Annotated in this window: 20 protein-coding genes; 6 read left to right on the forward strand and 14 right to left on the reverse strand. The window is 60.7% G+C overall.

The window, feature by feature from the left end; all coding sequences use genetic code 11:
• Nucleotides 1–8: 8 nt before the first annotated feature.
• From ubiB to ubiE, 3 genes are read right to left on the reverse strand one after another with little or no spacing between them, the layout of a single operon-like run.
• The gene (gene ubiB / locus IH404_RS02820; RefSeq protein WP_005783998.1) at nt 9–1,613 is read right to left on the reverse strand and encodes a ubiquinone biosynthesis regulatory protein kinase UbiB; all 1,605 of its coding nucleotides are present in this window, start codon (nt 1,611–1,613) and stop codon (nt 9–11) included.
• Entirely contained in the window at nt 1,610–2,233 is a 624-nt protein-coding gene (locus IH404_RS02825) for an SCP2 domain-containing protein (protein ID WP_005784000.1), read from the reverse strand. The genes ubiB and IH404_RS02825 overlap by 4 nt, the downstream gene beginning before the upstream one ends.
• The gene (gene ubiE / locus IH404_RS02830; RefSeq protein ID WP_003171186.1) at nt 2,233–3,003 is read right to left on the reverse strand and encodes a bifunctional demethylmenaquinone methyltransferase/2-methoxy-6-polyprenyl-1,4-benzoquinol methylase UbiE; all 771 of its coding nucleotides are present in this window, start codon (nt 3,001–3,003) and stop codon (nt 2,233–2,235) included. Before ubiE ends, IH404_RS02825 begins: the two co-directional genes overlap by 1 nt.
• A gap of 145 nt (nt 3,004–3,148) precedes the next feature.
• Here ubiE and IH404_RS02835 point away from each other — a divergent pair, with 145 nt between their 5' ends.
• From IH404_RS02835 to IH404_RS02845, 3 genes are all read left to right on the forward strand, one after another.
• A complete protein-coding gene (locus IH404_RS02835; protein WP_005784005.1) occupies nt 3,149–3,424 on the forward strand; it encodes a polyhydroxyalkanoic acid system family protein in 276 nt (91 codons plus the stop codon).
• Between the two features lie 93 nt (nt 3,425–3,517).
• Entirely contained in the window at nt 3,518–3,940 is a 423-nt protein-coding gene (locus IH404_RS02840; RefSeq protein WP_122732485.1) for a phasin family protein, read from the forward strand.
• Between the two features lie 12 nt (nt 3,941–3,952).
• Entirely contained in the window at nt 3,953–4,900 is a 948-nt protein-coding gene (locus IH404_RS02845) for a phasin family protein (RefSeq protein WP_194439889.1), read from the forward strand.
• A 173-nt stretch (nt 4,901–5,073) separates the two neighbouring features.
• Here IH404_RS02845 and IH404_RS02850 read toward each other — a convergent pair whose 3' ends face one another.
• From IH404_RS02850 to IH404_RS02895, 10 genes are all read right to left on the reverse strand, one after another.
• The gene (locus tag IH404_RS02850; protein ID WP_194439891.1) at nt 5,074–5,694 is read right to left on the reverse strand and encodes a TetR/AcrR family transcriptional regulator; all 621 of its coding nucleotides are present in this window, start codon (nt 5,692–5,694) and stop codon (nt 5,074–5,076) included.
• Between the two features lie 27 nt (nt 5,695–5,721).
• Nucleotides 5,722–7,404: a class II poly(R)-hydroxyalkanoic acid synthase gene (gene phaC / locus IH404_RS02855; RefSeq protein ID WP_194439893.1), complete on the reverse strand. Its 1,683-nt coding sequence runs from the start codon at nt 7,402–7,404 to the stop codon at nt 5,722–5,724.
• Between the two features lie 90 nt (nt 7,405–7,494).
• Nucleotides 7,495–8,340 carry a poly(3-hydroxyalkanoate) depolymerase gene (phaZ, locus tag IH404_RS02860; protein WP_194439895.1) on the reverse strand — a complete coding sequence of 282 codons (846 nt, stop codon included), beginning with the start codon at nt 8,338–8,340 and terminating at the stop codon, nt 7,495–7,497.
• 165 nt (nt 8,341–8,505) lie between these two features.
• The gene (phaC, locus tag IH404_RS02865; protein WP_194439897.1) at nt 8,506–10,185 is read right to left on the reverse strand and encodes a class II poly(R)-hydroxyalkanoic acid synthase; all 1,680 of its coding nucleotides are present in this window, start codon (nt 10,183–10,185) and stop codon (nt 8,506–8,508) included.
• A gap of 249 nt (nt 10,186–10,434) precedes the next feature.
• Nucleotides 10,435–10,812, reverse strand: a complete 378-nt coding sequence (locus IH404_RS02870; RefSeq protein WP_005784019.1) for a DUF971 domain-containing protein — start codon at nt 10,810–10,812, stop codon at nt 10,435–10,437.
• A 160-nt stretch (nt 10,813–10,972) separates the two neighbouring features.
• Entirely contained in the window at nt 10,973–12,310 is a 1,338-nt protein-coding gene (gene hslU / locus IH404_RS02875) for an ATP-dependent protease ATPase subunit HslU (RefSeq protein ID WP_003171208.1), read from the reverse strand.
• Nucleotides 12,311–12,347: 37 nt separating this feature from the next.
• On the reverse strand, nt 12,348–12,878 hold the full coding sequence (gene hslV / locus IH404_RS02880) for an ATP-dependent protease subunit HslV (RefSeq protein WP_003171209.1): 531 nt from the start codon (nt 12,876–12,878) through the stop codon (nt 12,348–12,350).
• Between the two features lie 259 nt (nt 12,879–13,137).
• On the reverse strand, nt 13,138–13,839 hold the full coding sequence (locus tag IH404_RS02885; protein WP_005784023.1) for an SPOR domain-containing protein: 702 nt from the start codon (nt 13,837–13,839) through the stop codon (nt 13,138–13,140).
• A 1-nt stretch (nt 13,840) separates the two neighbouring features.
• On the reverse strand, nt 13,841–15,577 hold the full coding sequence (argS, locus tag IH404_RS02890; protein WP_005784024.1) for an arginine--tRNA ligase: 1,737 nt from the start codon (nt 15,575–15,577) through the stop codon (nt 13,841–13,843).
• Nucleotides 15,578–15,764: 187 nt separating this feature from the next.
• Nucleotides 15,765–17,984 (reverse strand): primosomal protein N', encoded by a 2,220-nt coding sequence (locus tag IH404_RS02895; RefSeq protein ID WP_005784027.1) that lies wholly within the window; start codon nt 17,982–17,984, stop codon nt 15,765–15,767.
• Nucleotides 17,985–18,199: 215 nt separating this feature from the next.
• Here IH404_RS02895 and rpmE point away from each other — a divergent pair, with 215 nt between their 5' ends.
• From rpmE to IH404_RS02910, 3 genes are all read left to right on the forward strand, one after another.
• Entirely contained in the window at nt 18,200–18,433 is a 234-nt protein-coding gene (gene rpmE / locus IH404_RS02900) for a 50S ribosomal protein L31 (protein ID WP_005784030.1), read from the forward strand.
• A 14-nt stretch (nt 18,434–18,447) separates the two neighbouring features.
• A complete protein-coding gene (locus IH404_RS02905) occupies nt 18,448–19,254 on the forward strand; it encodes a thermonuclease family protein (RefSeq protein WP_194439899.1) in 807 nt (268 codons plus the stop codon).
• A 182-nt stretch (nt 19,255–19,436) separates the two neighbouring features.
• A complete protein-coding gene (locus IH404_RS02910; protein WP_005784034.1) occupies nt 19,437–20,705 on the forward strand; it encodes a malic enzyme-like NAD(P)-binding protein in 1,269 nt (422 codons plus the stop codon).
• 209 nt (nt 20,706–20,914) lie between these two features.
• Here the strand turns inward: IH404_RS02910 and IH404_RS02915 are convergent, their stop codons facing one another.
• Nucleotides 20,915–23,380 (reverse strand): penicillin-binding protein 1A, encoded by a 2,466-nt coding sequence (locus IH404_RS02915; RefSeq protein ID WP_005784035.1) that lies wholly within the window; start codon nt 23,378–23,380, stop codon nt 20,915–20,917.
• Between the last annotated feature and the right edge of the window lie 27 nt (nt 23,381–23,407).

The following is a 23,407-nucleotide window of genomic DNA, read 5'->3' on the forward strand; positions in this document are numbered from 1 at the left end:
CGGATTGGCTATCGACGCACGATCAGATAAACACCCACCGCCACCATGATTCCGGCTGGCCAGTGACCGAGTTGATTCAGCGGCCCGCCGATCACCAGCATCACACCGCCCACCAGGTGCGCGGCGCCGAGCAGGCGCAGGAACCAGTCGTCCTTGCGCTTGCGCCAAGGCGGCTCGGGGTCTTTGGCGTGGGGCTGGGACATGCGCTCCAGTAGGTCGCGGGTCATGTTGGCCAGGTGCGGCAGTTGTTCGAACTGGCTGTGCAGGTTGCCCAACATGGTCTTCGGGCTCATCCGCTCACGCATCCAGCGCTCCAGGAACGGTTGCGCGGTGTTCCATAGATCAAGGTCCGGATACAACTGGCGGCCCAGGCCTTCGATGTTGAGCAAGGTTTTTTGCAGCAGCACCAACTGCGGTTGTACTTCCATATTGAAGCGCCGCGCCGTCTGGAACAGGCGCATCAGCACCTGACCGAAGGAAATATCTTTTAACGGTTTTTCAAAGATCGGTTCGCATACGGTACGGATCGCCGCTTCGAATTCGTTGAGCTTGGTTTCCGCCGGCACCCAACCCGAATCGATGTGCAACTGCGCCACGCGGCGGTAGTCGCGCTTGAAGAACGCAAACAGGTTGCGCGCCAGGTAGTCCTGGTCTTCCGGGGTCAGGCTGCCAACGATGCCACAGTCGATCGCGATGTACTGCGGGCTCCACGGATTGACGGTGCTGACGAAGATGTTGCCGGGGTGCATGTCGGCATGGAAGAAACTGTCGCGAAATACTTGGGTAAAGAAGATCTCCACCCCGCGTTCGGCGAGCATCTTCATGTCGGTGCGCTGGTCGGCGAGGGTGGCCAGGTCGGTGACCTGCACGCCGTAGATGCGCTCCATCACCAGCACTTTCGGCCGGCACCAGTCCCAATACACTTGTGGCACGTACAGCAGTTGCGAGCCTTCGAAGTTGCGTCGCAATTGGCTGGCGTTGGCCGCTTCGCGCAGCAGGTCGAGCTCGTCGTAGATGGTTTTTTCGTAGTCGGCGACCACATCCACCGGGTGCAGCAGGCGCGCGTCGGCAGAAAAACGTTCGGCCGCCCGAGCCAGGATAAACAGCCACGCCAGGTCCTGGCCGATGATTGGCTTGAGGCCCGGGCGAATGACTTTTACCACCACCTCTTCGCCGGTCTTGAGCTGTGCGGCGTGGACCTGCGCGACCGAGGCCGAGGCCAGGGGCTCGACATCGAAGCGGCTGAACACCTCGCTGATCTTCTGGCCCAGTTGTTCTTCGATCAGCGCCATCGACTGCTGCGAATCGAAAGGCGGCACACGATCCTGCAACAGCATCAGTTCGTCGGCGATGTCTTCAGGCAGCAGGTCGCGGCGGGTGGAGAGGATCTGCCCGAACTTGATAAAGATCGGCCCCAGATCCTGCAACGCCAGGCGCAGGCACGCGCCTCGGCTGAGCTCCAGCTGTTTGCGCGGGAACCAGCGCCACGGCAGCACATAACGCACCGCCAGCAGGAACCAGGGCAGGGGCAGGGCAAACAGCAGGTCATCGAGGCGGTAACGGATTACGACGCGCTGGATACGAAACAAACGGCGGACGGCGAGCAGCTTCATGCGTTATCGCTTGGATCAAGGGAGCGGCTCAGGCGTTCGAAGCGGGCCTCGAGGCGTTCCAGGTCGATTTTGGCCTTGTCGAGCTCACGAAAGCGCGCTTGCGCTTCCCGTTGCCCAACCAGGGTGCGCGATTCTTCGCTCAGGTATTCGGCGAGGTTCTGGTTCAGGCTGGCGAACCCTTGCTGGTACCAGCGCGAGCGGCTGCGCAGGTGCCCGCTGAGCAACTGGGTGGCGACCGGGCCGATCCAGCGCGAGAGTTCGTATTCCCAATCCAGCTCCAGGTCCTGCAGCACGGCGGCCAGGTCCATCAGCACCGCACTGTCGCCTTCCAGCTCCACCTCGGGGCTGTGCAGGATGGCGGTCTTGTTGCGGCTCAGGGCCAGGTGCAACAGGCTGGAGGCCGGTGCACGCAAGGTGCAGTCGGCGTCGGCGGCCCATTGAGTGGCGAGCAGCAAGCCTTCATCGCTGGGCAGGATAAACAGCTGCACAGCGGGGCTGCGGCAGTCGACGGCAATGACTTTGCCGTTCAAGTGCGCGAGCCGTGCCAGGGCGGTGCTGTCCAGGCGCAGAACACGGTTGAGGCCATGTTCGACGCTTGCGAGAAGGCCTGCGAGCAGCATCAGGGTTTGATACCTCGGTGCAAGGCAACGATGCCGGAGGTCATGTTGTGATAGGTCACGCGGTCGAAACCGGCCTCCACCATCATTGACTTCAGGGTTTCCTGGTCGGGGTGCATGCGGATGGATTCGGCCAGGTAGCGGTAGCTCTCGGCGTCATTGGTGATCAACTTGCCCATCAGCGGCATGAAGGCGAACGAGTAAGTGTCGTAGACCTTGGACATCAGCGCGTTGGTCGGTTTGGAGAATTCCAGCACCAGCAGGCGGCCACCCGGCTTGAGGACACGCAGCATCGAGCGGATCGCGTCCTCCTTGTGAGTGACGTTGCGCAGACCGAAGGCGATGGTCACGCAGTCGAAATGGTTGTCGGGGAACGGCAGCTTCTCGGCGTCGGCCTGGACGAACTCGATATTGCCGGCCACACCTTTGTCGAGCAGGCGATCGCGGCCGACCTTGAGCATCGAACCGTTGATATCGGCCAAAACCACCTGACCGGTGGGGCCGACCAGTTTGGAGAACTTGGCGGCCAGGTCGCCCGTGCCGCCGGCGATATCCAGTACCCGGTTGCCGGTGCGTACGCCCGACAACTCGATAGTGAAGCGCTTCCACAGACGGTGCATGCCGCCGGAAAGCACGTCGTTCATCAGGTCGTACTTGGCCGCCACGGAGTGAAACACCTCAGCGACTTTTTCCGCCTTTTGGCTTTCCGGGACGTTCTTGAAGCCGAAGTGAGTGGTGGGTTCGGCATCGCTGCCTTTGCGCTGATCAGTCATATCGCTGTCACCAAAAGAGAATGCGGGACATGATAATCCCCAAGGCCTACTTTGTCTTGGCAAGGCTGCAGGTAAGATAGAGGCTCACCGAGGCCATTTGCCGCATGGCGGGTGTTCCGAGTCGTTATAAAGAGGAGTCATTGCAATGGCCCGTATTACCGTTGAGCGTGAACATACCCTGGGAAAAGAACAGGCGCGGGCCAAGGCTGAGCAATTGGCGCGCAAACTCGAGGATAAATATGGTGTGGAGTCTTCATGGGCCGGCGATACCCTGAAGCTGAAACGTTCCGGGGTTAAGGGCACGGTCGCGGTGGCCGATGACTCGCTGCGCATCGAGGTAGAACTCGGCCTGTTGATGTCGGCCATGAGTGGCACGATCAAGTCCGAAATCGAAAAAGCCTTGGATAAGGCGTTGGCCTGACTTAGGGTGCCGATTCTAATTTTAACCCCTACTTTGTGCCCAAGCCCTCAACTCCTGCGGGCCGTCCTCCACCCTTTTTGCGTGAGGTGCACCATGGCCAAAGTTATTTTGAAGAAAAAAATCGACGTTCAAACCACCCCCCTGAGTGAGGTTAAAAGCTATGCCCGCAAGATCTGGCTGGCGGGCCTTGGTGCCTATGCAAAGGTCGGCAACGAGGGCGGCGAATACTTCAAAGAGCTGGTCAAGAGCGGCCAACGCGTTGAAAGCAAAGGTAAAAAAGTTGTAGTTGAACAACTTGATGCCGCCAACAGTCAGATTGATCAAGTAAAGAGTAACGTCTCCGGCGTCAGGGGCTTGGTTGAAGTTCAGCTGGATAAAGTTGAAAAAGCTTTTGACACGCGTGTTGCAAGTGCCTTGAATCGAATCGGCATTGCGTCTAAACATGACGTGGAGACACTCTCTGCTAAGCTCGAAGAGCTGACGGCATTGCTCGAACGTGTCGCGCGTAAACACTAAGGAGACATCGGGATGGCTGTTAAAAAGACTACTCAGAAAGAAGGCAGCTCGTGGGTCGGGGAAGTTGAAAAATATTCCCGCAAAATCTGGCTTGCTGGTTTAGGCGTGTACTCGAAGGTTAGCAGTGACGGCGGTAAATACTTCGAGACTCTGGTCAAGGACGGCGAGAAGGCCGAGAAGTTGACCAAGAGCACAGTCGGTAAAAAAGTGGACGCGGCCAAGGCAACCGCCGGTTCCGCCAAGTCGAGCATTTCTGACACTTGGGGCAAGTTGGAAGAAACCTTCGACAAGCGCCTCAATAGTGCAATTTCGCGACTGGGCGTACCCAGCAAGGCTGAATTGAAGACGCTGCACAGCAAGGTCGATACCTTGACCAAGCAAATTGAAAAACTGACCGGCGCCAAAGCGGCTCCTGCCAAGACCGCCGCGGCCAAGCCTGCAGCAAAACCGGCTGCCAAACCTGCGGCTAAAACAGCCGCTGCAAAACCCGCCGCGAAAACTGCCGCCAAGCCTCTGGTTAAAGCCGCCGCCAAGCCGGCTGCAAAACCCGCTGCCAAGGCACCAGCCAAAGCCGCTGCGAAACCTGCGTCCAAGCCAGCGGCTAAAACCGCTGCCGCCAAACCGGCCACCAAGCCTGCCGCTAAGCCAGTGGCCGCTAAAGCCGCCGCGAAACCTGCGGCTAAACCGGCTGCCAAACCTGCGGCTAAAACCGCTGCTGCCAAACCTGCTGCCAAGCCCGCTGCTGCGAAACCAGCAGCCAAGCCTGCGGCCAAACCTGCAGCGGCCAAAAAGCCTGCGGTAGCGAAAAAACCGGCAGCAGCAAAGCCTGCCGCAGCGGCCAAGCCGGCAGCGGCGCCAGCACCGGCCGCTTCTACCGCCAACTCGGTGTCCGCACCGACGCATACGGCTGCTACCCCGACTGCAACGCCGGTCACCCCGACGCCATCCAGTCAGTCCTGATTTTTCCGGGACACAAAAAAACGCCCGGTCTGCGAAGACCGGGCGTTTTTTATGCAAGCCTAAAAAACGCTGCATTTCCAATGTGGGAGCGGGCTTGCCCGCGATGGCGGAGTGTCAGTCATACAGGCATTGGCTGATCCAACGCTATCGCGGGCAAGCCCGCTCCCACATGTTTAATCAGTGTCATCCAGATATTTCAAGGCGAACTTCTCAGTCGCCTTCCGCGCCGTCGGTAACAGATGGGGGGCCACCAGCATCATGATCTGGTACACCACCACTCGCACCTCACCCTCACGGTCCAGAATCCGTTGGTAATCCAGGGAAAACAGCAGGGTCAGGGTGATCTGTTCCACCAGCTGTCCCAGTGCCTGGGTGTCACTGACCAATTGCCCCGAGGCTTTCAACCGCGCTAACAATGAGGCCAGGGTGCGCTTGAGCGCCGTGAGCAGGTTGCGAATGCCCTTGGCCAGCTTCGGCAGGCGCCCGGCCAGGTTCGACAGGTCCTGGAACAGGAAGCGGTAGTGGGCCATGCGCTCGACAATCAGGTGCAGGAACAGCCAGTAATCCTCGGCCTCCAGTTGCGCATTGGCGGGAGGATCGAGCAATGGTGCCAACTCGCATTGAAAGCGCTCGAACAGCCCCAGCACCAACGGCTCCTTGCCGTGGAAGTGGTAGTAGAGGTTGCCGGGGCTGATCCCCATTTCATTGGCCACCTCCATGGTCGAGACGTTCGGTTCGCCCTTGTGGTTGAACAACTGCAAGGCACATTCAAGGATACGGTCGCGGGTCTTCATCCAGTCTTCTTAATGTGATCGTTGAGCTCAACGCACCCGCACATAAGTGCCTGGCGCTGCTTCCATCGGTGGGTAGTTCTGGTTGCCCAGGGCGGTAAGCGTTTCGCGTTGTACCCCGGAGCGTTGTTGTATCCATTCCAGCCACTGCGGCCACCAGCTGCCTTCGACATGCCGGGCGTCGTAGTACCAGGCACGCGGGTCACTGCTCAGCTTGAGGTTCTCGACGTAGTTGGCCTTGGGGTTGCCCGGCGGGTTGAGGATGCTCTGGATATGCCCGCTGTTGGACAGCACAAAGCGCCGCTCGCCGCCCAGCAGTTGGGTGGAGCGATACACCGCGTCCCACGGTGTGATGTGGTCGTTGATCCCGGCCACGCTGAAGCTGTCCACCGTGACCTTGCGCAAGTCGATGGGCGTGCCGCACACCTCCAGGCCGCCAGGATGGCTCAGGGGGTTGTGCTTGAAGAAGTCCAGCAGGTCGCCGTGCAAGGCGGCGGGCAGGCGCGTGTTGTCGTTGTTCCAGTACAGGATGTCGAAGGCCGGCGGCTCCTTGCCCAGCAGGTAATTGTTGATCCAGTAGTTCCAGATCAGGTCGTTGGGGCGCATCCAGGCAAACACCTTGGCCATGTCACGGCCGTCCAGCACGCCCTCCTGGTAGGAGCGACGCTTGGCGGCTTCCAGGGTTTGTTCGTCAGCGAACAAGGTTGCGGGGCTGTCGATCTGGCTGTCGAGCAGGCTCACCAGGTAACTGGCGCTGGAGATGCGCCGCAGCTGACGCTTGGCTTGCAGGTGGCCTTGCAGGGCGGCGATGGTCAGGCCACCGGCGCAGGCGCCCATCAGGTTGACCTCGCGGGCGCCGGTGATGGCCCGGCAGACATTCAGTGCCTCCTCCATCGCCGCCACGTAGGTGGACAGGCCCCATTCGCGATGGCGCACGTCCGGGTTGCGCCAACTGATCATGAAGGTTTGCAGGCCATTTTTAAGGGCATATTGCACAAAGCTGTTGGCCGGGCTGAGGTCGAAGATGTAGTACTTGTTGATTTGCGGCGGCACCACCAGCAGCGGCTTGGCGTACTGTTTTTCGCTCATGGGCTTGTACTGGATCAGCTCCAGCAGTTCGTTGCGAAACACTACCGAACCGGGCGTGGTCGCCACCGTCTTGCCGACTTCGAAGGCGTGTTTGCTGACCTGGCGGGGCAAACCGTTGTTGTGCAGCAGGTCTTCGAACAGGTTACTCACGCCGCGCACCACGCTGTTGCCGCCGGAGTTGAGCAACTCCTTGATCGCCAGCGGGTTGAGCAGGGTGTTGGAAGGGGAGACGGCGTCGTTGAGCAGGGCGAAGGCGAACTGCGCGCGCGCGCGATCATCGTCACTGAGGGTGCTGTCATCGATCCACTGCCGCGTCTGTTTCTGCCAGCTCAGATAGGCTTGCAAGCTGCGCCGGTACAGCGGGTTGAGCGTCCAGGTGGGGTCGCTGAAGCGATTGTCCCTTGGGTTGGGCTCGTGCACGGTCTCACCCAGCAGCACACGGCCCAGTTGGCCGCCCAGGGCCAGGGCGTGGCGGGCGGTGTGCACCGGGTTGCGCAGCCCGTGCGCGGCGACGGTGCGCAGGGTTGACAGCAGGTCGCGGCCGCGCAGGCCGGTGATCGCATTTTGTGCGTTGATGAACGCTGCGGGGGTGGGCGCCGGGTTCGTCACGGGTCTTTCTCGCATGAGCCAACACTCCTTCGTCAAGACATCAAGCAGGCACGCCAATCCAGAACCATAGTCGGTTCCTGGCAACTTGCGCGGTGGTGTGGTCCTTCACACCGCCGGTCGCGGATGTATCACTGCACGCAAGCGCTCCTCTTCGAGAAACTTCATGATGATCGGCGCCACCGCTTCAGCCCGGGTGATCAGGAACAGGTGGCCGTCATCGATGATGTGCAACTGCGCATTGGGGATGCGCCAGGCGAGCATGCGCATGTTGACCAGCGGGATCAGCGGGTCATCGTCCCCGGCCAGCACCAGGGTGGGCTGGCGAATCTTGTGCAGCCAATGAATGCTGGTCCAGCCCAGCCCGGCGAACAATTGCCAGTAGTAACCCAGCTTGCCAGCCGAGCGTACTTTGCTGGCATGTTCGGCGGCCAGGTTCAAATCGCGGCGGAACGAGCCGCCATAAATCATCGGCGCGATGCGCACCACATGGGAGGGTTGGATATAACGCCGGGGGCTGGCCATCAGCCACAGCACTTTGGGTTTGCCCGGCACCATAAAGGCCCCGGCAGCTGTGGCCGCCAGGATCAGCTTCTTGCAGCGTTCCGGGTAGTCATAGGCGAACTGCTGCGCCAGCGCGCCACCCCAGGACACGCCCACGGCGTTCACCTGGCCGTAGTCGAGGTAATCGAGCATACGCGCAGTGAGTTTGGCCAGGCCCGGGAAGCGATAAGGCCGCTTCGGCGTCGAGGAACCGCCAACGCCGGGCACATCGAACGCAATCACTTCCAGGTCCGGGTCCAGGGCCTGGACGAACGGGAACACCAGCTCAAGGTTGGCGCCGATGCCGTTGAAGATCAGCAGCGGGGTCAAGTGCGGCTTGCCCGGGCGTACCGCCGTGCGGATGGTCTGGCCATCCAGGTCGATGGTACGGAAGATGAACGGTTGCGCCATGCTCAAGCCCTGTGAAGTGGTGCTATTGGTCTGTAGGAACCCGTTCAGTGTGGGAGCTGGCTTGCCTGCGATGGCATTCTTTCAGGCAGCGATTAGTGAGCAGGCCCATCGCTATCGCAGGCAAGCCAGCTCCCACATCTGATCTCATTTCAATCACAAGAATGCCTAGCGTTCATGTACATAGGTACCTGGCGCCGCTTCGGCGGCGGCATAGGTTTTACTGCCTAATGTCGCCGGGGCTTTTTTCAACTTCCCCGCCCGTTCCGCCTGCCACACCTGCCAGTGCAGCCACCACGAATCGGTGTGCTTGGTGGCGTTCTCCTGCCACTGCAACGCACTGCCCGACAAGCCCTCGCTGGTCTGGTAGCGCGCCTTGGGGTTGCCCGGCGGGTTGAGGATGCTCTGGATGTGCCCACTGCTGGAGAGCACGAACTCGACCTTGCCGCCGAACAACTGCGCCGACTTGTAGCACGACTGCCACGGCGTGATGTGGTCGTTGGTGCCGGCCAGGGAGTAGATGTCGGCAGTGACCTGCTTGAGGTCAATGGGCGTGCCGCACACTTCCAGGGCGTTGGCGCGTACCAGTGGGTTGTTCTTGAACAGTTCGATCAGGTCGCCATGGAAAGCGGCCGGCAAGCGGGTGGTGTCGTTGTTCCAGAACAGGATGTCGAACACCGGCGGTTCGTTGCCCAGCAGGTAGTTATTGACCCAGTAGTTCCAGATCAGGTCGTTGGGGCGCATCCATGCAAACACCTTGGCCATGTCGCGGCCTTCCAGCACGCCGGCCTGATAGGAATGGCGCTTGGCTGTTTCCAGGGTTTGCTCGTCGACAAACAGCGCCACTTGGGTGTCCAGGGTGGTGTCCAGCACGCTCACCAACAGGGTCAGGGCGTTGACCTTCTTCTCGCCCAGCGCCGCGTAGTGGCCCAGCAGTGCGGTGCAGGTGATGCCACCGGAGCAGGCGCCGAGCATATTCACGTCCTTGCTGCCGGTAATTGCCGTGACCACATCGACCGCTTCCTTGAGCGCCTCGATATAAGTAGAGAGCCCCCACTCGCGCTGGGCCTTGGTGGGGTTGCGCCAACTGACGATAAAGGTCTGTTGCCCATTGCGCAGGCAGAAACGCGCCAGGCTTTTTTCCGGGCACAGGTCGAATACGTAGAATTTGTTGATCTGCGGCGGCACCACCAGCAGTGGGCGCTCGTGTACCTGCTCGGTGATGGGCTTGTACTGGATCAGCTCCAGCACATCGTTGCGAAACACCACCGCGCCTTCGCTGGTGCCCAGGGTCTTGCCGACCTCAAAAGCGCCCATGTTGACCTGGCTCGGCATACCGCCGTTGTGCACCATGTCCTTGGCCAGGTGGGACAAACCGTCGAGCAGGCTTTTGCCGCCGGTTTCAAAGAAGCGCTTGACCGCCGCCGGGTTGGCCGCACTGTTGGTGGGGGCCATGGCTTCGGTCATCAGGTTGATCACGAAGTGGCCACGGCTGATGTCTTGTGCCGGCAGGTTGCTGTCGTCGATCCAGTCGTGGAGTTCCTTGCGCCACGCCAGGTAAGTCTGCAAATAACGTTTGTAGAGCGGGTTCTGGCTCCAGGCCGGGTCGTTGAAGCGACGGTCATCGCCTTCAGGCACCAGTTGGGATTTGCCGAACATCACATTCTTCAACTCGACGCCAAAGTGGGCGACGTGCTTGACGCTGTGCAACGGCTGCTTGATGGCTTGGGTCAGCACCATCTTGGCCGAGGCCAATAAATCCTTTTTGCGTAACGCGATGATCGGGTTCAGCCCCAGGGTGTTTTCCGAGGCCTGGCGTTTCAAGTCATCGTTATTCTTGTTACTCATCTACGACGCTCCATTGTCCGAAAGACGAGTACCGGCGATTGCTGCGCACCCAATTTCGATACACGACACCAGCCTGGTACTGCGACCCGGGTGACCGTTGATACCGCATCGTCAAATGCAGGGAACTTGCCAGCTCCATTGGTTACCCGAGTTTATTTTTTTTCGCAAGCGGGCCGATCATTGGCCACGCGACAGGGCATTCAAGCAGATGAAATTAGAAAATGCGCTCTAAAGACCAAGATGCCTGTGCTAGAGCATCAGCCGCACGACCGACTCACTCGGGTCGCGGGTTTTTCCGGCCGCTTTGAGCTCGGCCAGGTAGTCGGCCCATAGCGCGTCCTGACGTACGGCCAACTGGTAGAGGTAGTCCCAAGTGAACAGTCCGCTGTCATGGCCGTCATCGAAGGTCAATTTCAGTGCGTACTGGCCGGCCGGTTCGACCTGGGTCAACCTGACATTGAGCTTGCCGAATTGCAGGATGGGCTTGCCGTGGCCCTGGACCTCGGCCGAAGGCGAGTGAACCCGCAGGAATTCGGCGGGCAGTTGGTAGGTTTCACCCGGCCCGTAAGTCAGGCCAAGGGTATTGGAGGTTTTGTGCAGGTTTACTGCGGTAGGAAATTTCGACATTGGAGATAACCCTGAAGGAACCGGCCCAAAATGTGGGAGGGACCAATGTGGGAGCCGGGCTTGCCCGCGATGCAGGCACCTCGGTGTTTCAGGAACACTGAGGTGATGCTATCGCAGGCAAGCCAGCTCCCACACAAGCCACTCCCACATTGAGTGAGGCTTACAGGATATAACGAGACAAGTCTTCGTTCTGCGCCAATTCGCCCAAGTGGCTGTTGACGTAGTCAGCATCGATCTTGATCGCTTCACCATTCTGCGCACCCGCCATGTCGCCGGCACTGAACGACACTTCCTCAAGCAAGCGCTCAAGCAAGGTATGCAGGCGTCGGGCACCGATGTTCTCGGTCTTCTCGTTGACCTGCCAGGCGATTTCCGCCAAACGCTTGATACCGTCCGCCTGGAACTCGATACCCAGGCCCTCGGTTTTCAGCAACTCACGGTACTGCTCGGTGAGCGAGGCGTGGGGTTCGCTGAGGATGCGCTCGAAGTCGCCAGGGGTCAGTGCCTTGAGTTCCACGCGAATCGGCAGGCGGCCTTGCAGCTCGGGCACCAGGTCGCTTGGCTTGCTCAGGTGGAACGCACCGGAAGCGATAAACAGAATGTGGTCAGTCTTGACCATGCCCAGCTTGGTGTTGACTGTGCAGCCTTCGATCAGCGGCAACAGGTCACGCTGCACACCTTCGCGGGATACATCGACGCCACCGGAGTTGCCACGCTTGGCCACTTTGTCGATCTCATCGATAAACACGATGCCGTGCTGCTCGACCGCTTCCAGGGCCTTGGCCTTGAGTTCTTCCTCATTGACCAGGCGCCCGGCTTCTTCGTCGCGCACCAGCTTCAGTGCTTCTTTCACCTTGAGCTTGCGGCTTTTCTTCTTGCCCTTGCCCATGTTGGCGAACAGGTTCTGCAACTGGCTGGTCATTTCTTCCATGCCAGGCGGGGCAGAAATATCCACGCCGGACACTTCAGCCACTTCGATCTCGATTTCCTTGTCATCCAGCTGGCCTTCACGCAGGCGCTTGCGGAACAGCTGGCGAGTATTGGAATCCGACGACGGTGCGGCGTCTTCGTTGAAACCCATGCGGGCCGGTGGCAGCAGGGCGTCGAGGATGCGCTCTTCCGCTGCGTCTTCAGCACGGTGGCTGACCTTGGTCACTTCCTGTTCGCGCAGCATCTTCAGGGCGGCATCGGCCAGGTCGCGGATGATCGACTCGACATCACGGCCCACGTAGCCAACTTCGGTGAACTTGGTAGCTTCGACCTTGATGAACGGGGCGTTCGCCAATTTGGCCAGGCGCCGGGCGATTTCGGTTTTACCGACACCGGTCGGGCCGATCATCAGGATGTTCTTGGGGGTTACTTCAACACGCAGTTCTTCGGGCAGTTGCATCCGGCGCCAGCGGTTACGCAGCGCAATGGCAACGGCGCGCTTGGCATCGTCCTGGCCGATGATATGGCGATTGAGTTCATGGACGATTTCGCGGGGGGTCATGGACATAGTGTCTGGCGGCCTCAAGCGGGAATAAGCCTACGGCTTACTCGGCGAGGTCCTGCTCCTCAATGGTCTGGTTGTGGTTGGTGAACACGCAGATATCGCCGGCGATACCCAGAGCGGTCTCGACGATCTCACGGGCCGACAGGTCGGTTTTCTTCAGCAGCGCGCTGGCTGCCGCCTGGGCATAGCCACCGCCGGAACCCATGGCGATCAGGCCATGTTCGGGTTCAACCACGTCGCCGTTACCGGTGATGATCAGCGAAGCATCTTTGTTCGCGACAGCGAGCATGGCTTCCAGGCGGCTGAGGGAGCGGTCGGTGCGCCATTCTTTGGCAAGTTCGACAGCGGCGCGCACCAGGTGGCCCTGATGTTTCTCAAGCTGGCCTTCGAAGCGTTCGAAGAGGGTAAAGGCGTCGGCGGTAGCGCCTGCGAAACCGGCAAGTACCTGGCCGTGGTACAGGCGACGCACTTTTTTCGCGTTGCCTTTCATCACGGTGTTGCCCAGGGAAACCTGGCCGTCGCCGCCCATGACGACTTTGCCGTGGCGACGTACTGAAACGATGGTGGTCAAGGGGAGAGTCTCCACGCAGCGGGGCGAAAATGCCCTGATGAGAACTCATATGGGGGTGGCGGGGGGGATTTCAACCGTAGGACGGGTGCGCGGACGAGTGGTGTTTATTGATCCGACACCTATTCAAGAACACCGCAAAACCAAATGTGGGAAGGGGGCTTGCTCCCGATCGCGGTGTGTCAGTCGCTGAATATATTGACTGATATACCGCCATCGGGGGCAAGCCCCCTCCCACATTAGCTCTGCTATGTCTTCGAAATCAGCGGCTCTGGCGTTGTTGTAACAACAGGTTGCTAAACCCGGCCCCGGCCAATTGTTTCTGCGCCACGGTCAGTTGTTCGCGGTTGCTGAACGGCCCTACCAATACGCGATACCAGGTCGCGTCCTTCACCGTGCCGGACTCAACCGATACCGATTGGCCCAACAGAATGATCTGCGCACGCACACGATCGGCATCCGCCTGTTTCGGGAACGAGCCGGCCTGCAGGAAGAACTTGGTCACAGGCGCGGCCTTGGTCGCTGCCACTGGCGGTGCTGGCGGCGGAGTGATGCCGGCCAGTGCAGCCTGGGCGCGAGCCGTGTCGATTTTCGCCGCTTCCGCTGGGGTTACTGGCGTGGTCGGCACTTGCGGGGTCGGCAGGGTTTTCTCCGGCACGGCGTCGGGCGGCACGATCACTTCCGATTCCGGCAGCAGCGTGTAGAAGTCGTATTTCGGCTTCACCGGTGCGGTCGGGCTTGGCGCAGTCTTGTTGGCCTCGGCAATTTTCGTGGCCTTCTGCTGCTCCTGTTTGACGCGCTTGACGTCATCGCCCTGGCCAGGCTCCAGCTTCATCAGAAACACAACGAAGGCACCGACCGTCAGGCCGATGGCCATCCACAGCCAGCCCGGGATCGGCTGCTTCGCCGGGGCCTGATAACGGCTGGCGCCGCGTTTGGGTGCAGGTTTTTTCTTGGCAGCCAACTTACATACGCTCCAGAGTTTCCAGGCCCAAGAGTTCCAGGCCTTGCTTGAGGGTGCGTCCAGCCAATGCGGCAAGGCGCAGGCGACTTTGTTTCTGGGCTTCGTCGTCGGCGGTCAGGATCGGGCAGTTCTCGTAGAAGCTGGAGAACAGGCCGGCCACTTCGTACAAATAGGTGCACAGGATGTGCGGCGTGCCTTTTTCGCCAACGCTGTTGAGCACTTCGCTAAATTGCGCGAGCTTGGCCGCCAGTTCCTGTTCATGGGCGGCGTCCAGCACGATCTGGCCTTCGACTTCGCTGAAGTCCTTGCCCAGCTTGCGGAACACGCCGGCCACGCGGGTGTAGGCGTACAGCAGGTACGGCGCGGTGTTGCCTTCGAAGTTGAGCATCAGGTCGAAGTTGAAGCTGTAGTCGCTGGTGCGGTGCTTGGACAGGTCGGCGTATTTCACTGCGCCAATGCCCACCACGCGGGCGATGTTGCGCAGGTCGGCCTCGGCCAGCTCCGGGTTCTTTTCCTTCACCAGGTTGTAGGCGCGCTCCTGGGCTTCGGTCAGCAGGTCGATCAGCTTGACGGTGCCGCCGTCGCGGGTCTTGAACGGGCGGCCATCGGCGCCGTTCATGGTGCCGAAACCCATGTGTTCCATGTGCATCGGGTGGGTGACGAAACCGGCGCGACGGGCCACTTCAAACACTTGCTGGAAGTGCAGGGCCTGGCGCTGGTCGACGAAGTACAGCGCCCGGTCGGCCTTGAGCACGCCGCTGCGATAGCGCACGGCAGCCAGGTCGGTGGTGGCGTAGAGATAGCCGCCATCGGCCTTGACGATGATCACCGGCAGGGGTTCGCCGTCGGCGGTCTTGAATTCTTCGAGGAACACGCACTGCGCGCCGTTGCTCTCGACCAGCAGGCCCTTGGCCTTGAGGTCGTTGACCACGTTGATCAGGTCGTCGTTGTAGGCGCTTTCGCCCATCACGTCGGCCATGGTCAGTTTCACGTTGAGCAGTTCGTAGATTTCCTGGCAGTGGGACAGGGAAATCTCACGGAAGCGGTTCCACAGCGCCAGGCATTCCTGGTCGCCGGCTTGCAGTTTGACCACCAGGCCACGGGCGCGGTCGGCGAATTCTTCGGATTCGTCGAAGCGTTTCTTGGCGGCGCGGTAGAAGTTTTCCAGGTCGGCCAGCTCGTTGCTGGTGATCGGGTTTTCCTGCAGGTAGGCCATCAACATGCCGAACTGGGTACCCCAGTCGCCGACGTGGTTCTGGCGGATCACGGTGTCGCCGAGGAACTCCAGCACCCGCGCCACACCGTCGCCGATGATGGTGGAGCGCAGGTGACCGACGTGCATCTCTTTGGCCAGGTTCGGCGCCGACAGGTCGATGACCACGCGTTGGGTGTCGCCAGCCTTGTGTGCGCCGATTTTGGCATCGGCCAGGGCTGCGTCCAGGCGCGAAGCCAAGGCCTGGGTGTTCTGGAAGAAGTTGATAAAGCCCGGGCCTGCGATTTCGGCCTTGGTGACACTGGCGTCAGCCGGCAGTGCAGCGATGATTTTTTCCGCCAGGTCGCGCGGTTTCATGCCGGCCGGCTTGGACAGCATCATCGCGATGTTGCTGGCGAAGTCGCCGTGGGTCTTGTCGCGGGTGTTCTCCACCTGGATCGCCGGCGACAGGCCTTCAGGCAACACACCTTCGTTGACGAGTTGGGTGAGGGCTTGTTGGATCAGCTGGCGAATGGTGTCTTTCATGGTGTTCTCTTTCGACCGCAAGCGGCGGCGCGCGATGCGCAGGTGGAAAAGCTGGGCATTATCCGTGGCGAGGGCGGGCTTGCCAACCGTTCAGACTAGATGGCGGACCTGCGGGCCTCATCGCGGGCAAGCCCCCTCCCACATTTGAAGGTGTTCACATTTCAAAATGTGGATGGTGGCTTGCCTGTCAATACAAATCTACCGGGTCTACATCCAGTGACCATCGCACTTGTCGGCCGCTGGGTATTTGCTCCAGCTCAAGCATCCAGCTACTTAACAGTCGATGCAGCGGTGCGCGGGAGGTTGCCTGCAAGAGTAGCTGAGCCCGATAACGCCCGGCACGCCTCTCCATGGGCGCAGGCACAGGGCCGAGCAATTCGATGCCGGTCAGGCCCAACTCGCCCAGCAAACGTTCGGCCACGCTGCAGGCTTGATCGAGGAAACCTTCGGCCTGGCCGGGTTTGTGGGCTTCGGCACGCAGCAACGCCAAGTGCGCAAAGGGTGGCAAGCCGGCAGCGCGACGTTCGCTCAATGCCTGCTCGGCGAAGGCAAAATAGCCTTGTTCCGTCAGTTGAATCAGCAGCGGGTGGTCGGCCAGGTGCGTCTGGATAATCACCTTGCCCGGCTCTTCGGCCCGTCCTGCGCGCCCTGCCACCTGCACGATCAACTGCGCCATGCGTTCGCTGGCGCGGAAATCCCCGGAGAACAAACCTCCGTCGGCATCCAGGATCGACACCAGGGTCACCCGTGGGAAGTGGTGCCCTTTGGCGAGCATCTGCGTGCCGATCAGAATGCACGGTTGGCCTTTCTGAATGGTGGCAAACAACTGGTTCATTGCATCTTTGCGCGACGTGCTGTCGCGGTCGACCCGCAGCACCGGGTAATCCGGGAACAGAATGCCCAGGCGCTCTTCGGCGCGCTCGGTGCCGGCCCCTACCGGGCGCAGGTCGACCTTGCCGCACTGCGGGCAATGGCGTGGCACCCGCTCTACATGGCCGCAGTGATGGCAACGCAATTCGCCGTGGCGCTGGTGCACGGTCATGCGCGCATCGCAGCGCTCGCACTCGGACATCCAGCCGCAGTCATGGCACAGCAGTGTCGGCGCAAAGCCGCGACGGTTAAGAAACACCAATACTTGCTGGCCCGCGGCGAGGGTCTGGCCGATGGCCTGTTGCATCGGACCGGAAATACCGCTGTCCAGCGGGCGGCTTTTCACGTCCAGGCGCAGGAAGCGCGGTTGTTTGGCGCCGCCGGCGCGCTCGTTCATGCGTAGCAGGCCATAACGGCCGGTGTAGGCGTTATGCAGGCTTTCCAGGGACGGCGTGGCCGAACCCAGCACGATCGGGATGTCTTCCTGGCGTGCGCGTACCAGCGCCAGGTCGCGGGCGTGGTAACGCAGGCCTTCCTGCTGTTTATAGGAGCCGTCGTGCTCCTCGTCGATGATGATCAGCCCGGGGTTTTTCATCGGGGTGAACAGCGCCGAACGGGTGCCGATAATGATGTCTGCCTCGCCGTCCCGCGCTGCCAGCCACGACTCCAGGCGCTCACGGTCATTGACCGCCGAGTGCACCAGGGCGATGCGCGCGTTGAAGCGCTGCTCGAAACGCGCCAGGGTCTGTGGGCCCAGGTTGATCTCCGGGATCAGCACCAGTGCCTGCTTGCCGGCCTGCAGGGTTTCGCGGATCAGTTGCAAATACACTTCGGTCTTGCCGCTGCCGGTGACGCCGGCCAGCAGGAACGCATGGAAACTGTCGAACCCTGCGCGAATCGCCTCATACGCGGCGCGTTGCTCGGGGTTGAGCGGCAATTCCGGTTGGGCCAGCCAGTGTTCGTGGCGTGGGTCCGGGGCGTGCTTGCGGATTTCCACCTGCACCAGTCCCTTGGCCAACAGCAGGTCGAGGCTGTCTTTGCTCAGCATCAGCTTGCTTAACAGCTGATGGGCGACGCCATGGGGATGCTGGGCCAGTGTGGCCAGGGCTTCACGCTGGCGCGGGGCGCGGGCGATACGCGGGTCGTCGAGGCGTGCACCGGGCGCCATCGACCAGAAACGTTCCTGGCGCGCTTCGGCCAGTTCGCCCTGGCGCAGCAGCACTGGCAGCGCCCAGCTCAAGGTATCGCCCAGGCTGTGCTGGTAATACTGCGCAGTCCACAGGCACAGCTTGAACAGTGCCGGCGGCAGTGGCGGTGTGGCGTCGAGGATGGCCAGGGCCGGCTTGAGCTTTTCCGCCGGGACCTCGCTGTGATCCGCGACCTCCACCAGGATGCCGATCATTTCCCTGCGCCCAAACGGCACACGCACGCGCATCCCTGGCTGCAACTGCGCCCGCAGCACGCCGGCCGGGGCCCGGTAATCGAACAGGCGGCGCAGGGGGGAGGGCAGGGCTAGGCGCAAAATGGCGTCGGGCACGCGGGGCATCTCATATAAAGGCAGGCAGTGGGGCAGGGGCGCGAGCCTAGCAGAGCGGGGAGGGCTTGGGTATGCCACGGTTTTCTGATGAAAGGAGGTTTTTGGCCAGTAGCGCCGCTTGCGCGTTTAAAAAGGTCTGGTAGAATCCGCGGCCTAATTACGTGCGGTATTCGACAATAGTGTCGAGTGGCGGCACGCTAGCCCGAGGAAGTGCCATGAAAGCCGATATCCATCCAGCGTACGAAACCATCGAAGTTACCTGCAGCTGCGGCAACAAGTTCGAAACTCGTTCGAACCTGTGCAAGCCACTGGGTACTGACGTATGCAACGAGTGCCACCCGTTCTACACCGGTAAGCAGAAAACTCTGGACACCGGCGGCCGTGTACAGCGCTTCGCAGATCGCTTTGGTGCTTTCGGCAAGAAGCCTGCTGCTACTCCAGCAGAGTAAGGCTCAAAAGCCTTATGGGCTTTTGCCAGCTGTTGAAAAAGGCGTCCCTTGCGGGCGCCTTTTTTGTGCCCGGGATTTGGCTGGCAACCGCCCAGGCCGCGGTGTTCTGCCCGGCACCCGCTTCCGTGGCGCGGGTAGAAGTGCAGCGCGTGGTGGACGGCGACACCGTACGCCTCAAGGATGGCCGCAGCGTGCGGATGATCGGCCTCAATGCGCCGGAAACCGGCAAGAAGGGCCGTACTGACGAGCTGTTTGCCGTCGCCGCCCGCCAGCGTCTACAAGCATTGGTGCAGGCCAGTGATGGGCGTGTCGGTTTGGTGTCTGGCCGCGAGGGCAAGGATCATTACGGCCGCACCCTGGCCCACCTCTACGGCGCCAATGGCGAGAACCTGGAAGCGCAATTGCTCGCCGAGGGCTTGGGCTTCCAGGTGGGGGTGGCGCCGAATGTAGACCTCGCCACCTGCCAGCAGGCGGCGGAAAACAGCGCCCGCCAGGCGCGCCTGGGGCTGTGGCGCCAATCGCCGGTGCAAACGGTGGCGCAACTCAAGCGCTCCGGGTTTGCGCTGGTAACTGGCCGGGTCAGCAAGATCGAGCGCAATCGCGGTGGCATCTGGATTGAAATCCAGGGGGCACTGGTATTACGTATTGCCCCCGAACTGATCAGTCAGTTCGATCCGGCCATGCTCAATGGTCTGCAAGGTCGCACTATTGAAGCGCGCGGCTGGGTGCAGGATCGCTCCCGCCGCGGGGGTTTGAAAAGAGGTCAATTACGCTGGCTTCTGCCAATAACCGACCCAGGCATGCTGAAATCGACGCATTGAATAAAAAATTGTAGACATTTTTTATTTCGATTGTGAACAGTTGAGCCCTTGTATCCCGTGGCTCTTGGCCAAAAGTCGTAGCCCAGGGCCCTTGACACCTGTGACTGCCCAGTCTTGTAGGGACTTTGCGACACGCGTATCCTCGGCGGTCCGTCGACCAACAGTAAAAGCGGAATGCCGATATGTCTGATTTGAAAACTGCCGCTCTCGAATACCATGCCCATCCTCGTCCAGGAAAGCTGAGTGTAGAGCTCACCAAAGCCACTGCCACTGCTCGCGACCTGTCGCTGGCCTACAGCCCTGGTGTTGCCGAGCCCGTACGTGAAATCGCCCGTGACCCAGAACTGGCGTACAAGTACACCGGCAAGGGCAACCTGGTTGCAGTGATTTCCGATGGCACCGCGATCCTTGGCCTGGGTAACCTCGGCCCATTGGCTTCCAAGCCAGTCATGGAAGGTAAAGGCGTGCTGTTCAAGCGCTTTGCCGGCATCGACGTTTTCGACATCGAAGTCGATTCCGAGAGCCCGCAGGCTTTCATCGACACGGTCAAGCGCATTTCCATCACCTTCGGTGGCATCAACCTGGAAGACATCAAGGCACCTGAGTGCTTCGAGATCGAAAAGGCCCTGATCGAACAGTGCGACATCCCGGTATTCCACGATGACCAGCACGGCACCGCGATCGTTACTGCGGCGGGCATGATCAACGCCCTGGAAATCGCCGGCAAAACCCTGGGTGAGGCGAAGATCGTCTGCCTGGGCGCCGGTGCTGCGGCCATTTCCTGCATGAAGCTGATCATCAGCATGGGCGCCAAGCTGGAAAACATCTACATGGTCGACAGCAAGGGCGTGATCCAGTCCGAGCGTACCGACCTGAACCAGTACAAGGCGATGTTCGCCCACCCGTCCTCCAAGCGCACCCTGGCTGACGCCCTCGATGGTGCCGACGTGTTCGTCGGCCTGTCCGGCCCGAACCTGCTGAGCGCCGAAGGCCTGAAATCCATGGCGCCGAACCCGATCGTGTTCGCCTGTTCCAACCCGGATCCGGAAATCTCGCCTGAGCTGGCTCACGCCACTCGCAGCGACGTGATCATGGCTACCGGCCGTTCGGACTACCCGAACCAGGTCAACAACGTACTGGGCTTCCCGTTCATCTTCCGTGGTGCCCTGGACGTTCGCGCCAAGCGCATCAACGAAGAAATGAAAGTAGCGGCTGCCAACGCCCTGCGTGAACTGGCCAAGCTGCCGGTGCCTCAGGATGTGTGCGACGCCTACGGTGGTGCCAAGCTGGAATTTGGTCGTGAGTACATCATTCCAAAACCAATGGATAAGCGCCTGATCACCCTGATCTCCGATGCCGTGGCCAAGGCCGCGATCGAGACCGGTGTAGCAACCCTGCCGTATCCAAAGAACTACCCGCTGCAAAGCGTGGATGATGTGTTCAACGGCTAAGCCGTTATAGCGCACCAACAAAAAGCCCCGTCTCTCGCGAGTCGGGGCTTTTTGCTGCGTGACAATTATCTAAAGATTTGTGAAGGCCAAATGTGGGAGGGGGCTTGCTCCCGATGGCGGGCTGTCAGCCAATGAATAGTTGACTGATACACCGCCATCGGGAGCAAGCCCCCTCCCACATTTGGATCTATGTTGCGTCTTGGATCGGGTCAGAACAAATCGATCGGCGCGCCTTCGTCCGCCGGCAGCGGGCTGCCTGGTACAACCCCGTTGCCCAGCTCGTTGACCGACGGCGGCGTGTCCTCGCTCTTGAACAGCTCGAAGTAAGCATTCGGCGTACTCGGCGAAGCCGCACGTCCACTGATCGGATCGATGCGCAGGCTGAGGATGCCTTCCGGTTCCGGTTGGGTGTGCAAAGGCTTGTCCTTCAAGGCCGCGCCCATGTAGCTCATCCAGATCGGCAGGGCGACGGTGCCGCCAAACTCGCGGCGGCCCAGACTTTCAGGCTGGTCGTAGCCGGTCCACACAGTGGTCACGTAGTCGCCGTTATAGCCAGAGAACCAGGCGTCCTTGGATTCGTTGGTAGTACCGGTCTTGCCGGCAATATCTGCGCGGCCCAGGGCCAGTGCGCGGCGGCCGGTGCCCTTCTTGATCACGTCCTGCAGGATGCTGTTGAGAATATAGGTGGTACGGCCATCCACGATGCGCTCGGCAACTGCCGGGGCTTGCGGTTCGGTGGTCGCGGGGGCGGTTGCCGCAGGCGCTGTGCCTGGCGTGGGCTCGATGGTAATGCCGCCATTACCCGGTGCTGCGAGACCATCGGTTGCCGCCACACCATTGACCACATCACCGGGCACCCGTGGCGGGTTGGCGGTGAACAGGGTGTCGCCATTGCGGCTTTCGATCTTGTCGATCAGGTACGGCGCGATCTTGTAGCCGCCGTTGGCAAAGGTGCTCCAGCCGGTGGCGATTTCCATCGGCGTAAGGGTTGCGGTACCCAGCGCCAGGGACAGGTTGGGCGGCAAGTCCGACTTGGCGAAGCCGAAGCGCGTCATGTAGTCGATGGTCTTGCCCACGCCCATGGCCTGCAGCAGGCGGATCGACACCAGGTTGCGAGACTTGTACAACGCCTCGCGAATGCGGATCGGGCCGAGGAAGGTGTTGGTGTCGTTCTTCGGCCGCCAGACCTTGTCCAGGTATTCATCGACAAACACGATCGGTGCGTCGTTTACCAGGCTGGCGGCGGTGTAGCCGTTGTCCAGTGCGGCGCTGTAGACGAATGGCTTGAAACTTGAACCCGGCTGGCGCTTGGCCTGTATCGCACGGTTGTAGTTGCTCTGCTCAAAGGCGAAACCGCCGACCAGCGCGCGGATTGCGCCGTTCTGCGGATCAAGGGATACCAGGGCGCCTTGGGCGACCGGCACCTGGCTGAACTTGAGGCTGTCATCCTTCTGGCGTTGCACGCGGATCAAATCACCCACCTTGGCCACGTCGGACGGCTGCTTGGGCATCGGCCCCATGCTGTTGGTGTTCAGGAACGGGCGCGCCCATTTCATGCTGTCCCACGCAACGTGGGCTTCACCGGCGCGGGTCAGCACTTGAATGCCGTCTTTGGTCACCTCGGTGACGATGGCCGGCTCCAGGCCGCTGATCGAGCGCTGTTTGCCCAGTTCGGTGGTCCAGGCACTCAGGGTCTTGCCCGGCAGGCGCGACTCGGGGCCGCGGTAGCCGTGACGCTGATCATAGGTGATCAAGCCTTCGTGTACGGAGTTGTTGGCGATTTCCTGCAAGTTGCTCGGAACCGTCGTGGTCACGCGAAAGCCTTCGGTGTAGGCATCGCTGCCATAACGGCCAACCATTTCGGCGCGGGCCATTTCGGCGATGTACGGTGCATTCACTTCCGGCGTCGGCACGTGATAGCTGGCGTTCAGGGGCTCGGCCACGGCGCTTTCATAAGCGGCCTGGTCGATCTTGCCCAGCTTGTACATGCGCCCCAGGATCCAGTCGCGACGTTCTTTACTGCGCGCCGGGTTGGCCAGTGGGTTGAAGCGCGACGGCGCCTTGGGCAGGCCGGCGATCATGGCCATCTGCGCCAGGCTGGCGTCACGAATCGATTTGCCATAGTAGACCTGGGAGGCGGCCTCAATGCCGTAGGCGCGGTTGCCCAGGTAGATCTTGTTGACGTACAGCTCGAGGATTTCGTCCTTGGTCAGTTGGCGTTCAATCTGTAGCGCCAGCAGGATCTCGGTGGCTTTGCGCGAAAAGCTGCGCTCGCTGGTGAGGAAGAAGTTCTTCGCCACCTGCATGGTGATGGTGCTGCCGCCGGATTGAATGTGTCCGCTCTTTACCAACTGAGTGGCCGCACGCACCAGGCTGCTGGGGTCGACACCGTAGTGGTTGGCGAAATTGTCATCTTCTGCCGACAGCAATGCACTGATGAAATTGGGTGGAATGTCGGCGAAACGGATCGGTGTGCGGCGCATTTCGCCGAACTCCGCGATCAGTTTTTCGTCGCTGCTGTAGACCCGCAAAGGAATCTGCAACTGGATACTTCTGAGGGCCTCTACGGAGGGCAAACCCGGACTAAGGTAGAGGTAGGCCCCGCTGAGTACGAGCAGCAGCCCGCAGACGATCGCGACTATGGAGTACCCGAAAAACTTCAGCAGACGAATCAAGGCTTTTGGATTTCCAGAGAAAAGAAT

The sequence above is a fragment of the Pseudomonas sp. OST1909 genome (assembly GCF_015277575.1).
Lineage (GTDB): Bacteria > Pseudomonadota > Gammaproteobacteria > Pseudomonadales > Pseudomonadaceae > Aquipseudomonas > Aquipseudomonas synxantha_A.

What these genes read in the sequence shown, in the direction of transcription:
- rpmE (WP_005784030.1), top strand. Translation starts at nt 18,200, where the DNA reads ATGAAAGCCGATATCCATCCAGCGTACGAAACCATCGAAGTTACCTGC.
- phaC (WP_194439893.1), bottom strand. Translation starts at nt 7,404, where the DNA reads ATGCGAGAAAGACCCGTGACGAACCCGGCGCCCACCCCCGCAGCGTTC.
- IH404_RS02910 (WP_005784034.1), top strand. Translation starts at nt 19,437, where the DNA reads ATGTCTGATTTGAAAACTGCCGCTCTCGAATACCATGCCCATCCTCGT.
- IH404_RS02840 (WP_122732485.1), top strand. Translation starts at nt 3,518, where the DNA reads ATGGCCAAAGTTATTTTGAAGAAAAAAATCGACGTTCAAACCACCCCC.
- IH404_RS02825 (WP_005784000.1), bottom strand. Translation starts at nt 2,233, where the DNA reads ATGCTGCTCGCAGGCCTTCTCGCAAGCGTCGAACATGGCCTCAACCGT.
- ubiE (WP_003171186.1), bottom strand. Translation starts at nt 3,003, where the DNA reads ATGACTGATCAGCGCAAAGGCAGCGATGCCGAACCCACCACTCACTTC.
- ubiB (WP_005783998.1), bottom strand. Translation starts at nt 1,613, where the DNA reads ATGAAGCTGCTCGCCGTCCGCCGTTTGTTTCGTATCCAGCGCGTCGTA.
- phaC (WP_194439897.1), bottom strand. Translation starts at nt 10,185, where the DNA reads ATGAGTAACAAGAATAACGATGACTTGAAACGCCAGGCCTCGGAAAAC.
- phaZ (WP_194439895.1), bottom strand. Translation starts at nt 8,340, where the DNA reads ATGGCGCAACCGTTCATCTTCCGTACCATCGACCTGGATGGCCAGACC.
- IH404_RS02850 (WP_194439891.1), bottom strand. Translation starts at nt 5,694, where the DNA reads ATGAAGACCCGCGACCGTATCCTTGAATGTGCCTTGCAGTTGTTCAAC.
- IH404_RS02835 (WP_005784005.1), top strand. Translation starts at nt 3,149, where the DNA reads ATGGCCCGTATTACCGTTGAGCGTGAACATACCCTGGGAAAAGAACAG.
- hslU (WP_003171208.1), bottom strand. Translation starts at nt 12,310, where the DNA reads ATGTCCATGACCCCCCGCGAAATCGTCCATGAACTCAATCGCCATATC.
- IH404_RS02905 (WP_194439899.1), top strand. Translation starts at nt 18,448, where the DNA reads ATGGGCTTTTGCCAGCTGTTGAAAAAGGCGTCCCTTGCGGGCGCCTTT.
- IH404_RS02870 (WP_005784019.1), bottom strand. Translation starts at nt 10,812, where the DNA reads ATGTCGAAATTTCCTACCGCAGTAAACCTGCACAAAACCTCCAATACC.
- argS (WP_005784024.1), bottom strand. Translation starts at nt 15,577, where the DNA reads ATGAAAGACACCATTCGCCAGCTGATCCAACAAGCCCTCACCCAACTC.
- IH404_RS02845 (WP_194439889.1), top strand. Translation starts at nt 3,953, where the DNA reads ATGGCTGTTAAAAAGACTACTCAGAAAGAAGGCAGCTCGTGGGTCGGG.